This window comes from Halomonas sp. NPDC076908, from assembly GCF_050269715.1.
GTDB lineage: Bacteria > Pseudomonadota > Gammaproteobacteria > Pseudomonadales > Halomonadaceae > Vreelandella.
The window spans coordinates 107,148-122,981 of the sequence record NZ_JBNNIW010000012.1 but is presented as its reverse complement, the minus strand read 5'-3'; the positions used below and the strand labels follow the sequence as shown (position 1 = coordinate 122,981).

Genomic DNA, 15,834 nt, shown 5'->3' with positions numbered 1-15,834 from the left:
GTCACCAATCTCAGCCAGTTCGACTGGCCGCCGGAGAAGGTTCTGGCGCTCTACCGTAAGCGCGGCAGTGCCGAGGCGCACATGGGCGAGGTGAAATCAGCACTCGACGTGCATCTCTCCTCGACCGACCGCGGCGCTTCCACCGTTCAAGAGGTGATGGCCCGCAACGAAGTGAGTCTGCTACTGAGTCTCTACGCCTACCAGGTCTTGCATGGACTGCGCTGCCTCCTGGAGCGGCAAACCCACCAAGGCTGGAGCCTGAGCCGGATGCGCGAGCAAGTGCTCAAGATCGCGTCCACTATCTCGCTACACGCCCGGCGCATCACTGTTCACCTTGGCGATGCCGCTGACAAATGGTGGCCCACCTTGCTTAAGGGGCTACCGAAGCTGACCGCACTGAGCTGATACACGGTTGATATCACAACCGATCCAAGCGCAAGGCGGCCATCACGATGGCTGGCGATCACGGCTGCCCTGATGGCCGGAATCGATTACTGAAGGTTATATAGCAACAAAGAAACCGTACTATTTGGGTATATATCGGCAGGTATTCACACCGCAAATACGGCTGCTGGGAGTCGGTGCCAGCAACCTGGGGCTTCGCGACGCTCAATCAGCACACTCATGAATAAGGCGGGATTAGGGCTAAAGCCACTATTGCTGCGCGTATTTTTCGCTTAGCTAATGGCCTACCTGGTGATGTTCAGCCAGTCGGGCAAGGCGTCAGTGAACTGAGAATTCATTATGGGCCTGGCTATCGGGTCTACTTTTGTCAGCGCGGCGATGAATTGATTTTACTGCTATGTGGCGGTAACAAGAGCACTCAGCAGAAAGATATAGATACAGCTCATCGCCTTGTGAAGGCATGGAGGTAAATATGAGCAAACAACTTTACGATTATGATCCTGCTGCAGCACTGGATAACGAAGAAGCCATTGCGATATTTCTTGCCGATGCTTTTGAAACCGGTGATGCAAGCTATATTGCAAAAGCGGTTGGCGTAGCCGCCAGAGCAAAAGGTATGTCTCAACTGGCGGTTGAAACAGGCTTATCCCGAGAACAGCTTTACCGCTCCTTTGGCGAATCAGGTAACCCAACCCTTAAGACCATGCTAGCAGTTACACGAGCGCTAGGAGTGGACATCACAGCCCAACCCCATAAACCAGCAGCTTAGCCTCCTTGTCTGTTAATGTTCTTTTAAGCGTTTGACTAACTAATTACTTAATCGCCATCACCAACCCATGCCGGACATACCACACCTGCTCGGCTTGGGCAGCAGCGTCTTGGGTGAACCAGCCATTGAGGTCACGTAGCCGTCTCTGTTCATGCTGCATGGGGACAATGCCACGACCTACTTCAGTGGCTAAAATGATTAACGGTGCGTTTAGCTGGTCAGCGCGCTGGCATAGCGTTGCCATATCGCCCTGCCACTGTTGGCGAAGCGTCTCAGTGTCTGCGCTACCTAAATTAGCACTGAGCCACTCAAGCACGCCTGTTATCGCTAGCGGGGTGTTGGCGACTAGCGCTTGGTGGCTGTCTGCGAAGGGTGCATCGGCAGCTAAGCGCTTCCACTGAGTGGTCGGAAAACGCTTGGCTACGGCGTTGCGTCTGCCAGCGCAGGCACCGCCGATGAAGAGCTGCATAGCCATTCCCCTTTCCCATGTTTGTCTGTTTGATAAATAAGCTGCCAGCGCCTGCCTTGGGCCTGAAGTACGGTGCCGTCCCAGAAGTGGAGTGTTTCAAAGCGACGACGCAGCTCTCGAATCACACCTCCGTGGGTCACGGTCAATACCTTTTGATAGCTATCCGAGCGTGCTTTCGTCGCCAGATCCTGTAGCCACGCATCTAGCCGTTGGCGCAGTTGAGCTGCCGATTCGCCACCAGGAATTTGCAGTTCGCCCACGCTATCAATCCAGGCGCGGTAATGGGGCAAATCTTTTAGCTCGTCATACACCTTGCCTTCGTATTCGCCAAAATCGAGCTCGCGCAGGCGCGGTTCAAGCGTAAGCGGCACGTCCGCTTTGGCTACTTCAGTCCACTGCAGAGTTTGCTGGCAGCGCTGCAGATCGCTTGAGTAGATGGCATCAAAGCGCTCACTCTTCAGCGCCTTACGCAGTGCTAACAGTCCTGCTTCGGCATCGGGAAATAGCAGCGGAATATCTTGCTGGCCCTGATAGCGGCGCTCTAGATTCCAAGCGGTGATACCGTGACGAACGGCCACCAGCTCCACAGTAAGATCAATAGCCAAAGCTCTCCTCCTTCAATGGTGGCACCGACCATATCGCCATTGATGCCGTTAAACAGTCGCAACATAAGCCAGCGCATTAGTACCACAAAAACCATGACCATTAGCATCATCACAACTAGTGAGGGGGCAAGCAGTGCTATCACCGCCAATGGCAATAGCGCGAGCGCCACGTCCTTGCCGCTAAGCGACTGCTGCCAGCTCCATGCCAAGCCTTTTTGTTGGGCGCAAGGCGTCAACACCAGTAACGCAACGCCACCCCAACGTCCTAGTGCGGGCACTATTAAAAGCCACCATAACGGCGCCTGATAGGTGAGCAGCGCCCATAGCAGCACGCCCTTCCAGGCGAGCAGAAACAGCAGCGCCAATATCCCAAAGCTGCCGATTTGCGGATCTTTCATGATCTCCCAGCGGCGCGCCAGGGGCTGATTGCTGCCCAGGGCATCGGCAATGTCCACCACACCATCCAAATGCAGCCCACCGGAGAGCGCGACCCATAAGCTAAGCAGTGCTAAGGCGGTAATCGGCACTGGGACGTTTTGCATAGCAACGGCTACCAGCGCCAACACACTGCCGATCAGCAGGCCGATTAATGGGTAGGCGCGAACGGCCCAGCGCCGAGTCTCCGGCGTCCAGGGGCAGGCAACGGGAACTGGTATTCTTGTAAGAAATTGCAGCGCTAGCAGCAGACCAAACAGCATATTTCTCATGGCAATTGCTCCCTCATGCACTGCCTTCCCTCTGCGATTTCCACTCTCCAGATTTCCATTCAATCGCGCAGCCAGCTACCACTTCAACTACCGAGTCGGCCTCTGCCGCCAGCCAGCAGTGGGCTCGCTGCAGAAATGCCAGGTATCGCCAGGTGTCAGGATCGGTGGGAGGCAGTGCTTCGTTAATATCATTGGAGACAATCACCAGATGAACATGGCGTGCCCTAGCGCTGCCCACTGCTGTTTGCAGCCGTGCCAAGCCCTCCTCTTCGCTTAGCTCACTGGCGTATAGCACTTGACTAGTCCACAGGGTTAAGCAGTCCAGCAGCACTGCGCTGCCATCGGGCACCTGAGCCACTGCTTGGTCAATCGCCAATGTCGCTTCTAATGTGACCCATTGAGCGGCTTGCCCCTGCCCGTTCCTTACTTGCTGGTGTCGGGACACCCGTTCAGCCATCTCATCGTCATATACATCGGCGGTCGCAATGTAATAGCAGGGTGAACCGCCAGCTACGCTAAGCACGCGCTGCTCGGCGAGTTCACTTTTGCCGGAGCGCGCGCCGCCGCTAATGAAGACAATCATGCAGTAGCTCTTTCTTCAGTTACTTTTTTCAGTACGCTGATTAGCCGCCGATTGGCAGGTTCGTCTCGCAACGCAACCCTCAACCAGTCGCCATCGAGTCCAGAAAAGTTGTGGGTATGACGTACCAGAATGCCCCGGCGTAGTAGCTGCTCAAACAGCGCGTCACTGGTAATGCCACGCGCAGCGCTAGGCCGCATTAGAAAAAAACAGGCGTGGCTCGGGACTATCTCAAGAACTGGCTCAAGCACTGGTTCAAGCCCTGGCTCAAGCCCTAGCTGGGTGAGTGCCTGCATCATGCGAGGGCGCTCAGTGGCCAACCAGCGCTGGGTGCGGCGGACAAAGGCCTCATCCGCCAACAAAGGTGCCACCAGTTCAGCCGCCAAGTGGTTAACGCTCCAGGGGGGCTGATGGGTGGCGGCGCTGTTTATCGTTGCCTCATCCGCCAACATATAGCCCAGCCGTAGCCCAGGCAGGGTATAAAATTTGGTCATTGAGTGCAGCAGCATCAAGTGAGGATAGCGTACCAGTAGCGATGCCAACGAAACCTGTTGTGGCGTCTCCCCCACCATATCGATAAAGGCTTCATCGACCACCACCCGGCAGCCAATCAACGCGGTCTGCTCTAGTAAGACTTCCATTGCTGGAAAGTCAACCAGCGTTGCCGTCGGGTTATTGGGCCGACATAGAAACAGCACATCAATACCGCTTAGAGACGCTACCAGTGCCTCAAGATCCAATACAAAGTGTGGTGCAGGAAGCGCCATTTCAGTGAGCGAAAGCCGATGCGCATGGCACGCCCGGGCGTACTCGCCAAAGCTGGGGGTAAGAACCGCGGCTCGCTTACCTGCATGTAGCGCAGCGGCGAGAAAAATAGCCTCGGCACCGCCGTTGGTCAGCAGCACCTGCTCGGGCTGAAGCTGGTGGTGGGCGGCAATTGCCTGGCGAGCCGCGGCATAATCCGGTGAAGGGTAGCGCTCAAGGCCTGCTAGTTGCTTGGTTAACCAGGTGCGGACCCAAGCGGGCGGCCCCAAAGGGTTAAGATTGGCGCTAAAATCTTCCAGGCGGTGACCGGCTGGCAAACCGAAGTGCGCTAATAGCGCTTCGGCTTGGCCGCCATGCTTGGGCCATGGAGAGCTGGGCCACATACATTTACTCATAGTAGCCCCTTAAAAATGAATGACATGCCCGCTATCACCACAACTGCTAGCAACATAAACAGTAGCCAGGCGCCGTGCATTAAGTGCACCGTAGCAGTGATATGTTTGACCTGTAGCACTTCAAGCGGCTCACCTAGAGTAGCGCGCTGAGATACCACACCTTGATAATAATTGGTGCCCCCCAGTTGAACGCCAAGTAGTCTTGCCACCATGGCCTCCGGCCAGCCAGCATTGGGGCTGGGGTGGCGCGGCGCATCGCGACAAGTGCCACGCAGTGCGCCTTTCCAACGTAGGTGCAAAACACCTGAAATACTCAATATCAGGCCAGCCAGCCACAGACATAGCACCGTTAAACGGGCCGGTATCCAATTCGCCGCATCGTCCAGCTTAGCGGAGGCAAAGCCAAAATCGGCATAGCGCTGGTTTTTATAACCCACCATTGAATCAAGAGTATTCACCGCTTTGTAGGCTAACGCTAGCGGTGCCCCACCAATCAGGGCGAAGAATAGCGGCGCGGTGATACCATCCACGGTGTTTTCCGCCACGGTTTCCACCGTGCCTCGGGTAATCTCCGCTTCATCCAAGTGTTGGGTATCGCGGCCGACTATCATCCCCAGCGCCTTACGCGCTCCGGGCAAATCGCTTTGGGTAAGCGGTTTGATCACAGCGCGGGCAGCCTCACCTAAGCCTTTAATAGCAAGTGTTGTGGAGAGCAGCCACAGTTCAGCCAGGAGCGCCAGGCCAGGGTGCAGCCGCGCCAGCACTACAAGCAGCAACCAGCCAACACTCCATACACCGCCTACCAAGATGAGGGTTAGCACCACGCCACTTACCCGGCGCTGCTTGGCAGAGCCGCGATTCCAGAGCCGCTCATAGCCGCTAATCACCCGCCCCATCAGCACCACTGGATGCGGCAGTGAGCGCGGGTCGCCGACGATCAGATCAATCATAATCGCGACGGCCACCATCACTAAAGCAGCGGGCAAATAATCGCTCAAAATGGTCATCATCCAGCGTTATCGCTAACACCGGCATCGGCAAAGGTGGCCATTTCCGCTACCATCGCGGTGGCTGCTTGGAGTAGCGGATAGGCCAATGCGGCACCGCTCCCCTCGCCTAGCCGCATACCCATATCGAGCAGTGGTTTAGCGTCTAACGCCTTTAGGGCGATGTCGTGACCAGGCTCTTGCGAACGGTGGCCGAAAATTAGGTAGCCGCGTACTGCCGGGCAAAGCCTGCAGGCGGTAAGCGCCGCCACGGTGGCTATAAAGCCATCCACAATTGCCGGTAGCCGATGCGCCGCTGCAGCTATATAAGCACCTGTCATTGCGGCGATTTCCAGGCCACCTAGCTTGGCAAGCACCTCTAGTGGCGCCTCTGAATTGGCTTGCCGAGCGCTAATAGCACGCTCAATCACCGCGATTTTATGTGCCTGCTGAGCGCTGTTAATACCGGTACCCGCTCCCACCACGCGGGCGACCGGCACGCCTAGCAACACCGCCAGCATGGCACTGCTGGCGGTGGTGTTGGCAATGCCCATTTCGCCGACAATAATGCAGTTAGCCCCCGCTTTTTTGGCGCGTTCAACAGAGGCGGCACCGACGTCTAGTGCGGCCAACGCCTCTTCAGCCCGCATGGCGTCTTCCACCACCATATTGGCGGTACCCGCACGCACTTTCGCCTGGGTAACGCCGGGAATGGTCAAGCTAGAGGCAACCCCCACATCCACTACTTCGATTTGGGCGCCTATTTGGCGAGCAAAGACGTTAATGGCGGCCCCGCCGTTGGCAAAATTAGCCACCATCTGCGTGGTCACTTCTTGGGGAAACGCAGACACATCCTCAGCGGCAACACCATGATCAGCGGCAAACACCAGCACAGCAGGCGGAGTAACGGTAGGCTTAAGCTCGCCAGTGATGGCGCTAAGCTGAATAGCGAGCTCTTCCAGCGCACCTAAACTTCCCGGCGGCTTGGTTAGCGTATCCAAATAGCGGCGTGTTTCTTCGCCAGCATTGAGATCAACGGGCTGAATCTGGTCAACAAGGCGAAGCATAGCGGCTCCAGAGCAACAAAGCGGAAGAAACAGACGAGCCGTTTCAAAGCGCAAAATAGTAACAAAATCTGCACGCTTCGGTGGACCGCATTTTCAGTCATCCAGGAGTCATCAATAACTGGCGTCACTGTCTAGCTGCCAGCCGCCCCCCAACGTTTTAAACAGCGTGGCCGCTGAGGCTAATTGTTCACGCCGTGCATCGGCTTGCTCTAACCTCGCAGACAGTAAGTTTCGCTCCGCATCGAGTCGTTCAATCTGGCTTACCTGTCCTTGGTCATACATCAAAACCGCCAGATCCCGTGCCCGCTCAATGGCGCTTATTTGCTCATCCACGGCATCGGCTCGTTGGGAAGTAAAATCGTAGCTATATAGCGCATCTCTCACTTCGTTAAATGCGGTCAGTACAGTTAAGCGGTATTGTCCTTCTGCCTGTTCAACCAAGGCTTCAGCGCTCTCAACACCTGCACGAGTGCGGCCAAAATCAAACAGCGGGCCCATCACCGATGCCCCAAGCCCCCATGCTCTTGCTGAATCAGTAAATAAATCACTGCTACTGGCGGCGGTTGTACCGAGAAAGGAACTGAGATTTAGAGAAGGCAGTCGATTTGCTTCCGCTACCCCGACTTGTGCCGTGGCGGCAATCAGCGACGCTTCTGCAGAGCGAATATCAGGCCGCCGCTGCAATAACTCAGATGGCATCACTCTGGGAATCTTTTTAGGCTGAGCGATGCTGGCAAGTGGCGTATTGCCGGTATCAAGGGCCGTGATAAGTTCATTGGGTGACATACCCACCAGCACGCCCAACGCACCGCGAAGCGACTCTACCTGCTGTGCCAAAGAAGGTGTCTCTGACCTTAGCCCCAGCCACTCCGCTTCGGCCTGTTTTACTTCCAGCTCGCTGATATCGCCGTGCTCAAAACGCAGCCGCTGCAAGCGATAGGTCTCTTCATAGGACGCCAGTGTTTCGTCCAGTAACTGCTGTTGGGCCTCTGCGCTTTTAAGGTTGAAGTAGGTCGTCACTACATCGCCTATTACGCTTATTTCAGCGGCATCGCGAGCAAACTGGCTCTCTTGAAAAGCAGCGAGCGCTGCCTCCCGCTCATTGGCCAAACGCCCCCATAGATCAAGCTCATACTCCAGGCTAGCCGCTAAGGAGTACTGATTATTGGTTGAGGTGATCAGGTCTTGAATGGGCTCGAAATCGAGGGGTAGCGCGGCACCTGGCGTTCGCTCGCGGGTAGCTTCCGCCTGAAAACCAACCGTTGGAAATTGCTCAGCCTCGGCAAACCCCAGCTGCGCCCTGGCCTCTTGAATACGCGCCAGTTGAATCGTCAACTCAAGATTATCCTGAGTGGCACGCTCCACCAATTGATTCAGCGCTGGGTCGTTGAACTGCCGCCACCACTGGCGCCAATCGTCCCGCTCAGACTGGCTTAGGGTAATGTGTTCAGGCCATGCATCCGGTAGGGCAAGGTTAGGCGCTTGGTAATCAGGACCAACGGCACAACCGCTTAGCAACAGCGCTAGCGCGAAACCCAGGCAGTAACGTTTGCGATTATTCCTACGAGGTACCGCCTTTAAATTAGTTTTTTGCAGCTTCCCTTGCACGCTCGCCATCCTCAGTTTGCATTATCGTTTTGCGCTACCGCTAATAGCAAAAAACTAAACGTATGTTCGAATCTTATAAGAGTACCGATTATAGTAAGCGGATTAAACAGCGTTATTGAATGATGAGCACACTTAACGCTAACGCTTACAAACGGATCAACGCCTGCAGGGAGGCAATGAATGAAGCCCCAACACTCATGGATAGTATTACTAGCAACGGCACTACTGCTCATCGGCTGCTCCAATGATGAAGAACCTCAGGAGCCCCCTGCCCAAGTTGTAAAGCTGTTTGAAACCGGTCAACAGGATCTATTTCCCAGCCGACGTTTTGTGGGCCGCGTTGATGCCGTTAGCACCGTCAATCTTGCTTTTCAGGTGGGAGGTCGCATTCAAACGTTTTCCGTTGTGCAAGGTTCCACAGTACCTAGTGGCGAATTAATCGCGCAGCTAGACCCTACGGATTACGCCCTGCAAGTGCGTGGTGCAGAAGCAGAGGTTGAGCAAGCCCGTCGACATCTCAATCGACAGCGCAACCTTTACTCTCATAATGCCGTCTCTGAATCTGTATTGGATGCAGCCCGGGCTGATGCGGAACTCGCCGAGACGCAGTTGGAAAGCGCGAAACAAGAGCTTGCCTATACCTCGCTTTACGCCCCGTTTGATGCTCTGATCACCCGGCGACTCGTGGAGAATCATACCACCGTCCCGCCGAATACCGAGGTGGTGCGCATCCAGGATATTTCCGAGCTGCGTATTCGCATTAACGTGCCTGAAGCACTCATGCAGCATTTGGAAAACGACCGCGCTTTTAATGTGGAGGCGGAAATCGCCACGCTGCCCGGCGAGCGAATCCCGCTGATCTACCGTGAGCACGTCACCGAACCGGACGAAGTCGCGCAAACCTATCAAATTGAGTTTGCCCCTGCTGAAGGTGTGCCTCTTATCGCCTTACCCGGCACTACCGCTACCGTCTTTATAGAGATGGAAGACACCCTGACCTCCTCAGTGATGATAGTGCCTGCCAGCGCGCTGGATCATAGCGAGGGCGGTGATTTTAGGGTGTGGGTATATGACCCGGAAAACGAGACTGTCTCACCTCAGCAAGTCACGGTGGGTGAAGTGAGCGGTGACCACGTCATCATTATTGCCGGCCTCCAATCTGGCGTATCGATTGCAGCCGCTGGCGTGCAGCAGTTGCGCGAAGGTATGCACGTCAAACCGCTCGACGCAGCGCTGTAGGAGGCCCTATGAATATCGCCAAGCTGTCGATTGAACGGCCTCTTTATACATGGCTCGTCGTGGTGATCTGTTTCTTTGGGGGCCTCTGGGGCTTTAATAGCGTCGGTAAACTTGAAGACCCCTCCTTCACCATACCCAATGCGATTATTAACACCCCCTACCCCGGCGCCACGGCTACCGAGGTGGAAGAGGAAGTCACCGAGCGACTTGAACGTGCGATCCAGGAAATGGAGCAGATCGATATTATCGAATCAAAATCGCTTCCCGGACGCTCTGAAATTCAAGTAGAGGTTCACGCCAATTACCGTAGCCACGAGCTACCGCAGATTTGGGATGAGCTACGCAATAAGGTCAATGATGCCCAAGGGGATCTGCCTGATGGCGTCATTGGCTCCCAGATTAACGATGATTTTGGTGAGGTATACGGCCTGTTTTATGCGGTGACCGCTGACGGTTTCACCACTCGAGAAATTCGCGATATTTCCACTTTTCTACAGCGGGAGCTACTTGCCGTGCCTGGCGTTGCCCGTGTGACCACCGCTGGCGAGCGCGAAGAAAGCATCTATATCGATATCTCTAATGAGCGCCTCACCACGCTTGGCATACCGATCGACCAGATCATCAATACTATTCAAACGGAAAATGCCGTTAAGGATGCAGGCAGCCTGCGTGTTGGTGACCGTCAGGTGCGGTTAGTGGCCCGCAGCGAGATTGATAGCACGGCGTTGATTGAAGCAATCCGCATTGGCCGCCCCGGCACCACTGAGCAGATATCACTGGTGGATATCGCGGATGTGTCTCGTCAGCCCACAGAGCTACCCAGCCAACTGATCCGCTATAACGGCCAAGCCGCATTTACGATTGGTATTGCGGGCGTAGCCACTGACAACATTATTGAAGTGGGTGAGGCAGTGGAAGCGCGCTTAGAAGAATTAAAAAGCAGAATCCCGCTTGGGGTTGAGCTTCACCCGCTGTACGAACAGCATAATGTGGTTAACGATGCCATCAATGACTTTCTGCTCAACCTACTGATGTCAGTGGCCATCGTGATTGGCGTGCTGTGTCTGGCCATGGGTTGGCGGATAGGCGTCGTGGTCGGTAGCACCCTACTGCTCACGGTGCTGGGTACGCTGCTGTTTATGGGCCTGCTAGGGATCGAGATGGAGCGTATATCGCTAGGCGCGCTGATTATTGCCATGGGCATGCTGGTAGATAACGCTATCGTCGTCGCCGAGGGCATGGTGACCAACATTAAGCGCGGCCAGCACGCTAAAGAAGCTGCTGGTAATGCCGCTAAACGCACTCAGCTACCGCTGCTGGGCGCCACCGTCATCGGCATTATGGCCTTTGCTGGCATTGGGCTTTCCGATGATGTGACCGGTGAGTTTCTCTACTCACTGTTTATGGTGATTCTGGTTTCGCTGATGCTGAGCTGGCTGCTGGCTATCATCGTCACCCCACTATTTGGCTACTATCTTTTGCGCAAAACAGAGCCCTCTTCTGAGGAGCAGGCAGACGAACCAACAGAGGAGAACGAGAGTAGCGACAGCACACGCGACCTTTACGGCGGCATCTTCTATCGGGTTTATCGTCGGCTTCTGCTGTTTGCGTTACGCTTGCGGATCATCACCATCTCCATGCTGGTTATCATTACCGCGGTATGTATGTGGGCATTTACGCTGATTCCCCAGTCGTTCTTCCCTGACTCCAGCACGCCGCTGTTTTTTGTTAACGTCGAGCTGCCCCAAGGCACCGATATTCGCGCCACCTCCAGCAGTGCCGAGGAGATAGAAGCGTATATTCTGGAGCAAGAAGGCGTTGTTTCAGTGGCCAGCTTTATTGGCCAGGGCGCCACCCGGTTTATGCTGACCTACGCCCCCGAGCAGCCTAATACCGCCTATGTGCAGTTCATCGTGCGTACCGAAGATCTTGATGTCATTCCTGAGCTTGATCGGCAATTTTACCGTGAACTGAACGAAACGTTACCCGGTGCGCAGGTACGTACCCAGCGGCTTCAGTTTGGCCCTGGTGATGGGGCCAATATAGAGGCCCGTTTCCAAGGCCCTTCGCCTAGCGTACTGCGGGAACTGGCCGCAGATGCGCAGCAGCGTATGGATGCCAGCCCCTATTTGATTGATCAGCGCATCGACTGGCGCCAGCAAGAGTTAATCGTCGCACCACGCATTAACGAAGAGCGGGCCCGCATTGCCGGCGTCACCCGGGAAGATATTACCCAAACGCTGCAGTTCGCTTCATCAGGCATTCGTGCAGGCACCTATCGCGAAGGCGAGCACCTGCTACCCATCGTCGCCCGCCCACCTGCGGCAGAGCGTGATGATGTATCGCTGCTGCAGGACCGCAATGTATGGAGCGGTGCCCAGCAACGGTTTGTGCCCCTAAGCCAAGTAGTTACTGAGTTTGAGCTGCAAAACGAAGAAGCACTGATACAGCGACGCAACCGGGTGCGTACGCTGACGGTGGGGGCCGACCCCGCAGAGGGCTATACTGCCGCGCAAGCGTTTGACGCTATTCGCCAGGAGATCGAAGCCATTTCCCTGCCGCCGGGTTATCGGTTGGAATGGGGCGGTGAGCATGAGGACTCTGGCGATGCCCAGGAAGCCTTAGGGCAGCAGCTACCGATTAGCCTGCTGATTATGCTGCTGACCTCGATTTTACTGTTCGGCAAACTCAAGCAGCCGCTGATCATTTGGCTGGTAGTGCCGATGTCGGTATGCGGTGTGGTCATTGGCCTATTAGTGACCGGCCTGCCTTTCTCTTTCACCGCACTGTTAGGAATGCTCAGCCTGTCCGGCATGTTGATGAAAAATGCCATTGTGCTGGTCGATGAAATAGATGGGCAAATTAAGGAGGGTACGCAGCGCTTCACCGCGTTGATAGATGCCAGCGTCAGCCGTTTACGACCAGTATTTCTTGCCGCGGGCACTACCATTCTGGGCATGCTACCGCTGTTAACAGACGCCTTTTTTAACAGCATGGCGGTGACCATTATGGGAGGTTTGGCCTTCGCGTCGTTGCTGACGCTGATTGCGGTACCCACGCTTTATGCCATGCTGTTTTCAATTAAACGCGACGAGGTGGAGCAATAATCAGCCTGCACGACCACGCCCTATGGTTCACACTACCCTATGGTACACACTATATGGTTCATACTAGAAGGTGTGGTCAATTGATTGATCGAACCACCAAACGAGGTAGTAAAACTACAAAATTAGTTTTTATTGCCGTAAAGTCTCTTATATCGACGTCAAAAAATGTAAAATAACTACAATTCTCACACACCGTCTCTATCATGCAGAGGTCCCTATGCCGAGCTCAACACCTGCTACGTTAAATTCCACCGTTGCTGAGGTTACCCAGCGCATTCGTGAGCGTTCTGCTGAGCGTCGTGCTCTCTATGAGCAGCGCATGGCGGACCAGCATAAGCGTGGCGTACACCGTGCTGAGCTAAGCTGTGGCAACTTAGCCCACGGTTTCGCGGCTTGTAATCCGCGTGATAAGAACGAACTCAAGCTGATGAACAGCGCCAACTTAGGCATTATCTCGTCCTACAACGATATGCTCTCGGCGCACCAGCCGCTGGAAACCTTCCCCGAAACGATTAAAGCTGCCGCGCGGGATATGGGCTCTACCGCCCAGTTTGCCGGGGGTGTTCCCGCCATGTGCGACGGTGTGACTCAAGGCCAGCCGGGGATGGAGCTTTCACTGTTCTCCCGCGATGTGATTGCCATGTCAGCGGCTATCGGCCTATCGCACAATATGTTTGATGCAGCGCTCTACCTGGGGGTATGCGACAAGATTGTTCCTGGGCTATTTATCGCTGCGGCGCGCTTTGGTCACTTGCCCGCCATGTTTGTACCCGCAGGCCCTATGCCCAGTGGCTTACCCAATAAAGAGAAGGCGCGCATCCGTCAGCTCTATGCGGAAGGCAAAGTGGGCCGTGATGTCCTACTTGAAGCCGAATCTGACTCTTATCACAGCCCCGGCACCTGTACTTTTTACGGTACCGCCAACTCCAACCAGTTAATGATGGAGATGATGGGCTTACACCTGCCCGGCACTTCTTTTGTGAACCCCGGCACCGAGATGCGCGAAGCACTAACCCGCTACGCCACCGAACAGGCGATTCGCAACACCGAACCCGGCGGCAACTATCGCCCGTTCTATCAACAGATTGATGAGCGCGCCATTGTTAATGCGGTCGTCGGCTTGCTGGCCTCCGGCGGTTCAACCAATCATACGCTGCACCTGATCGCCATGGCCGCTGCTGCGGGCATTACCCTGAACTGGGATGACTTCACAGCGCTTTCCGCGGTTACTCCCAGCGTGATGCAGGTCTACCCCAACGGCCAAGCAGATATCAACCACTTCCAGGCGGCTGGCGGCATGAGCTACCTGTTCCGTGAGCTGCTGGGTGCAGGCTTAATTCACGGCGATATTCCCACGGTGTTTGGCACCGACTTAACTGCCTACACCCAGGAGCCTTTCCTGGAAGATGGGAAAATCGTCTGGCGAGAAGGCCCGGAAAAAAGCCTGGATGAAAACGTGCTTAGCCCAGTAGCGGCCCCGTTCGCCCCCACTGGCGGCCTTACCGTAATGAAAGGCAACCTAGGCCGTGGCGTGATCAAAGTATCCGCTGTTGCCGAAGAGCACCGCATCGTTGAAGCGCCGATCAAAATCTTTGAAGACCAAAACGAAATGAAAGCCGCCTTTGAATCCGGCGAGCTGGACCGCGACGTTATCGTGGTAGTGCGCTTCCAGGGTCCCAAAGCTAACGGCATGCCCGAGCTGCATAAGCTGACCCCGTTCTTAGGCGTGCTACAGGATCGCGGATTTAAAGTAGCGCTGGTCACCGATGGCCGCATGTCCGGCGCTTCCGGCAAAGTACCGGCAGCAATACACATAAGCCCTGAGGCGTTAGATGGCGGACCGCTGGCGAAATTGCGCGATGGCGACATTATCCGCCTGGATGCCAATGCGGGCACGCTGGAAGCCAAGGTCGACCCTGCTACCTGGGCCAAGCGTGAGCTGCATATCGGCAATTTGGATCACTACCATGTCGGCCTGGGTCGCGAGCTGTTTGGTGGCTTCCGCCATTTGGCTATGCGCGGTGAGGAAGGCGCAGGGGTGTTTGGTGGTTTTGAAGCCGATGACCTTGCCCGCCAGCAGGGGCAAATCTCTCAAGAGGACGCCTGATGCGACCGGCACTTATCGGCGACATAGGGGGAACCAACGCACGCTTGGCGTTGGTTTCTCCCGGTGAAGTAACCCCCCACGATATTTTGAACCTACCCTGCGCCGACTACCCCGGCGTTATAGAAGCGGTTCAGGACTACCTGCACCGCGTGGGCGCCACCGGTGACAACGCGCCTCAAGAGGCGTGTTTAGCTTTTGCCTGCCCCGTTCACGCTGAACGGGTCAAAATGACCAATAACCACTGGGATTTTTTGAAAAGCGACGTTCAGCAACAGTTGAATCTATCGCTATTCAAGGTCATCAACGATTTTACCGCCCAGGCGCTGGGCGTCCCCCATGTGGCATCCAGTGATTTGGTCGAGGTTCAGCCGGGTTACACCCAGGCGCACTCCACACGCTTAATCATCGGCCCGGGCACCGGGCTGGGCGTTGCCGGGGTGTTTCCTGGGCAACACGCCTGGATTCCGCTGCCCACCGAAGGCGGCCACGTCACTTTTGCCCCCACGGACAGTACCGAGCGGGCACTGTTGGATGTATTTCTGCAGCGTCACAAACGGGTGAGCGTAGAGCGCATCTTGTGCGGTCAGGGTTTATTGGAACTTTATCAAGCCTACTGCACCCTTGAGGGAATGGCGCCGCGCTTTACCAGCCCAGCGGAGGTGACCACAGCGGCCCATGAAGGCGATAGCCTCGCCACGACTGCCCTGCTGCGCTTTCTAAAAATTCTTGGCGATGTGTGCGGCGACGCCACCCTGACCATGGGCGCAAGGGGTGGGGTGTATCTATGCGGCGGCATTCTTCCCCGCTTGCTGGAGTGGCTGCCGAAAAGCGAACTGCGCTCCGCTTTTGTCAACAAAGGCCGTATGGGTGCTTATAACGCTGACATCCCCGTGTGGGCGGTCACTGCACCCTGGACGGGCCTGCTAGGTGCCGCCGAAGCACTGCATAACGAAGAAGTTTTCTGATCACAATTTCTAGCAAAATTTATTAAACAAATTTCTAACAACATCAATACGGAACCTGCT

General features: G+C 55.5%; 15 protein-coding genes. 7 read left to right on the top strand and 8 right to left on the bottom strand.

The genetic code is table 11. The annotated features are described in order from the left end of the window. From ACQKE4_RS09495 to ACQKE4_RS09485, 3 genes are all read left to right on the top strand, one after another. Positions 1-405: transposase (locus tag ACQKE4_RS09495; RefSeq protein WP_427388064.1), on the top strand; the 405-nt coding region annotated here is incomplete at its 5' end. 233 nt (positions 406-638) lie between these two features. After that, positions 639-875 (top strand): type II toxin-antitoxin system RelE/ParE family toxin, encoded by a 237-nt coding sequence (locus ACQKE4_RS09490; protein ID WP_427388071.1) that lies wholly within the window; start codon positions 639-641, stop codon positions 873-875. Between the two features lie 2 nt (positions 876-877). After that, positions 878-1,174 carry an addiction module antidote protein gene (locus ACQKE4_RS09485; protein WP_427388062.1) on the top strand — a complete coding sequence of 99 codons (297 nt, stop codon included), beginning with the start codon at positions 878-880 and terminating at the stop codon, positions 1,172-1,174. 43 nt (positions 1,175-1,217) lie between these two features. On the opposite strand, the gene ACQKE4_RS09480 is transcribed toward ACQKE4_RS09485, so the two are convergent. The 8 genes from ACQKE4_RS09480 to ACQKE4_RS09445 form a co-directional block, all read right to left on the bottom strand. Beyond that, a complete protein-coding gene (locus ACQKE4_RS09480; RefSeq protein WP_427388061.1) occupies positions 1,218-1,643 on the bottom strand; it encodes a bifunctional adenosylcobinamide kinase/adenosylcobinamide-phosphate guanylyltransferase in 426 nt (141 codons plus the stop codon). After that, entirely contained in the window at positions 1,595-2,248 is a 654-nt protein-coding gene (locus tag ACQKE4_RS09475; RefSeq protein ID WP_427388059.1) for a histidine phosphatase family protein, read from the bottom strand. The genes ACQKE4_RS09480 and ACQKE4_RS09475 overlap by 49 nt, the downstream gene beginning before the upstream one ends. Continuing rightward, positions 2,185-2,955 (bottom strand): adenosylcobinamide-GDP ribazoletransferase, encoded by a 771-nt coding sequence (cobS, locus tag ACQKE4_RS09470; protein ID WP_427388058.1) that lies wholly within the window; start codon positions 2,953-2,955, stop codon positions 2,185-2,187. Before cobS ends, ACQKE4_RS09475 begins: the two co-directional genes overlap by 64 nt. Before the next feature lie 13 nt (positions 2,956-2,968). Continuing rightward, complete coding sequence (locus tag ACQKE4_RS09465; RefSeq protein ID WP_427388057.1) at positions 2,969-3,538, bottom strand: bifunctional adenosylcobinamide kinase/adenosylcobinamide-phosphate guanylyltransferase; 570 nt, start codon at positions 3,536-3,538, stop codon at positions 2,969-2,971. Further along, a complete protein-coding gene (gene cobD, locus ACQKE4_RS09460) occupies positions 3,535-4,683 on the bottom strand; it encodes a threonine-phosphate decarboxylase CobD (RefSeq protein WP_427388055.1) in 1,149 nt (382 codons plus the stop codon). Before cobD ends, ACQKE4_RS09465 begins: the two co-directional genes overlap by 4 nt. 8 nt (positions 4,684-4,691) lie before the next feature. Continuing rightward, positions 4,692-5,705 (bottom strand): adenosylcobinamide-phosphate synthase CbiB, encoded by a 1,014-nt coding sequence (cbiB, locus tag ACQKE4_RS09455; RefSeq protein WP_427388054.1) that lies wholly within the window; start codon positions 5,703-5,705, stop codon positions 4,692-4,694. Further along, a complete protein-coding gene (gene cobT / locus ACQKE4_RS09450) occupies positions 5,702-6,748 on the bottom strand; it encodes a nicotinate-nucleotide--dimethylbenzimidazole phosphoribosyltransferase (protein ID WP_427388053.1) in 1,047 nt (348 codons plus the stop codon). The genes cbiB and cobT overlap by 4 nt, the downstream gene beginning before the upstream one ends. A gap of 111 nt (positions 6,749-6,859) precedes the next feature. Beyond that, a complete protein-coding gene (locus ACQKE4_RS09445) occupies positions 6,860-8,356 on the bottom strand; it encodes an efflux transporter outer membrane subunit (protein WP_427388052.1) in 1,497 nt (498 codons plus the stop codon). 180 nt (positions 8,357-8,536) lie between these two features. Here ACQKE4_RS09445 and ACQKE4_RS09440 point away from each other — a divergent pair, with 180 nt between their 5' ends. The 4 genes from ACQKE4_RS09440 to glk all read left to right on the top strand — a co-directional run bounded on the left by ACQKE4_RS09440 (position 8,537) and on the right by glk (position 15,774). Further along, positions 8,537-9,595 (top strand): efflux RND transporter periplasmic adaptor subunit, encoded by a 1,059-nt coding sequence (locus ACQKE4_RS09440; protein WP_427388050.1) that lies wholly within the window; start codon positions 8,537-8,539, stop codon positions 9,593-9,595. An 8-nt stretch (positions 9,596-9,603) separates the two neighbouring features. Next, positions 9,604-12,702: an efflux RND transporter permease subunit gene (locus ACQKE4_RS09435; protein ID WP_427388049.1), complete on the top strand. Its 3,099-nt coding sequence runs from the start codon at positions 9,604-9,606 to the stop codon at positions 12,700-12,702. A 217-nt stretch (positions 12,703-12,919) separates the two neighbouring features. Beyond that, a complete protein-coding gene (gene edd, locus ACQKE4_RS09430) occupies positions 12,920-14,809 on the top strand; it encodes a phosphogluconate dehydratase (protein ID WP_427388048.1) in 1,890 nt (629 codons plus the stop codon). Then, positions 14,809-15,774 carry a glucokinase gene (gene glk, locus ACQKE4_RS09425; RefSeq protein ID WP_427388046.1) on the top strand — a complete coding sequence of 322 codons (966 nt, stop codon included), beginning with the start codon at positions 14,809-14,811 and terminating at the stop codon, positions 15,772-15,774. Before edd ends, glk begins: the two co-directional genes overlap by 1 nt. Positions 15,775-15,834: the final 60 nt, after the last annotated feature.

Excerpts from the sequence above, each read along its gene's own strand:
- ACQKE4_RS09485 (WP_427388062.1), top strand. The coding sequence starts at position 878 with ATGAGCAAACAACTTTACGATTATGATCCTGCTGCAGCACTGGATAAC.
- ACQKE4_RS09480 (WP_427388061.1), bottom strand. The coding sequence starts at position 1,643 with ATGCAGCTCTTCATCGGCGGTGCCTGCGCTGGCAGACGCAACGCCGTA.
- cobS (WP_427388058.1), bottom strand. The coding sequence starts at position 2,955 with ATGAGAAATATGCTGTTTGGTCTGCTGCTAGCGCTGCAATTTCTTACA.
- ACQKE4_RS09465 (WP_427388057.1), bottom strand. The coding sequence starts at position 3,538 with ATGATTGTCTTCATTAGCGGCGGCGCGCGCTCCGGCAAAAGTGAACTC.
- cobD (WP_427388055.1), bottom strand. The coding sequence starts at position 4,683 with ATGTGGCCCAGCTCTCCATGGCCCAAGCATGGCGGCCAAGCCGAAGCG.
- cbiB (WP_427388054.1), bottom strand. The coding sequence starts at position 5,705 with ATGATGACCATTTTGAGCGATTATTTGCCCGCTGCTTTAGTGATGGTG.
- cobT (WP_427388053.1), bottom strand. The coding sequence starts at position 6,748 with ATGCTTCGCCTTGTTGACCAGATTCAGCCCGTTGATCTCAATGCTGGC.
- ACQKE4_RS09440 (WP_427388050.1), top strand. The coding sequence starts at position 8,537 with ATGAAGCCCCAACACTCATGGATAGTATTACTAGCAACGGCACTACTG.
- ACQKE4_RS09435 (WP_427388049.1), top strand. The coding sequence starts at position 9,604 with ATGAATATCGCCAAGCTGTCGATTGAACGGCCTCTTTATACATGGCTC.
- edd (WP_427388048.1), top strand. The coding sequence starts at position 12,920 with ATGCCGAGCTCAACACCTGCTACGTTAAATTCCACCGTTGCTGAGGTT.
- glk (WP_427388046.1), top strand. The coding sequence starts at position 14,809 with ATGCGACCGGCACTTATCGGCGACATAGGGGGAACCAACGCACGCTTG.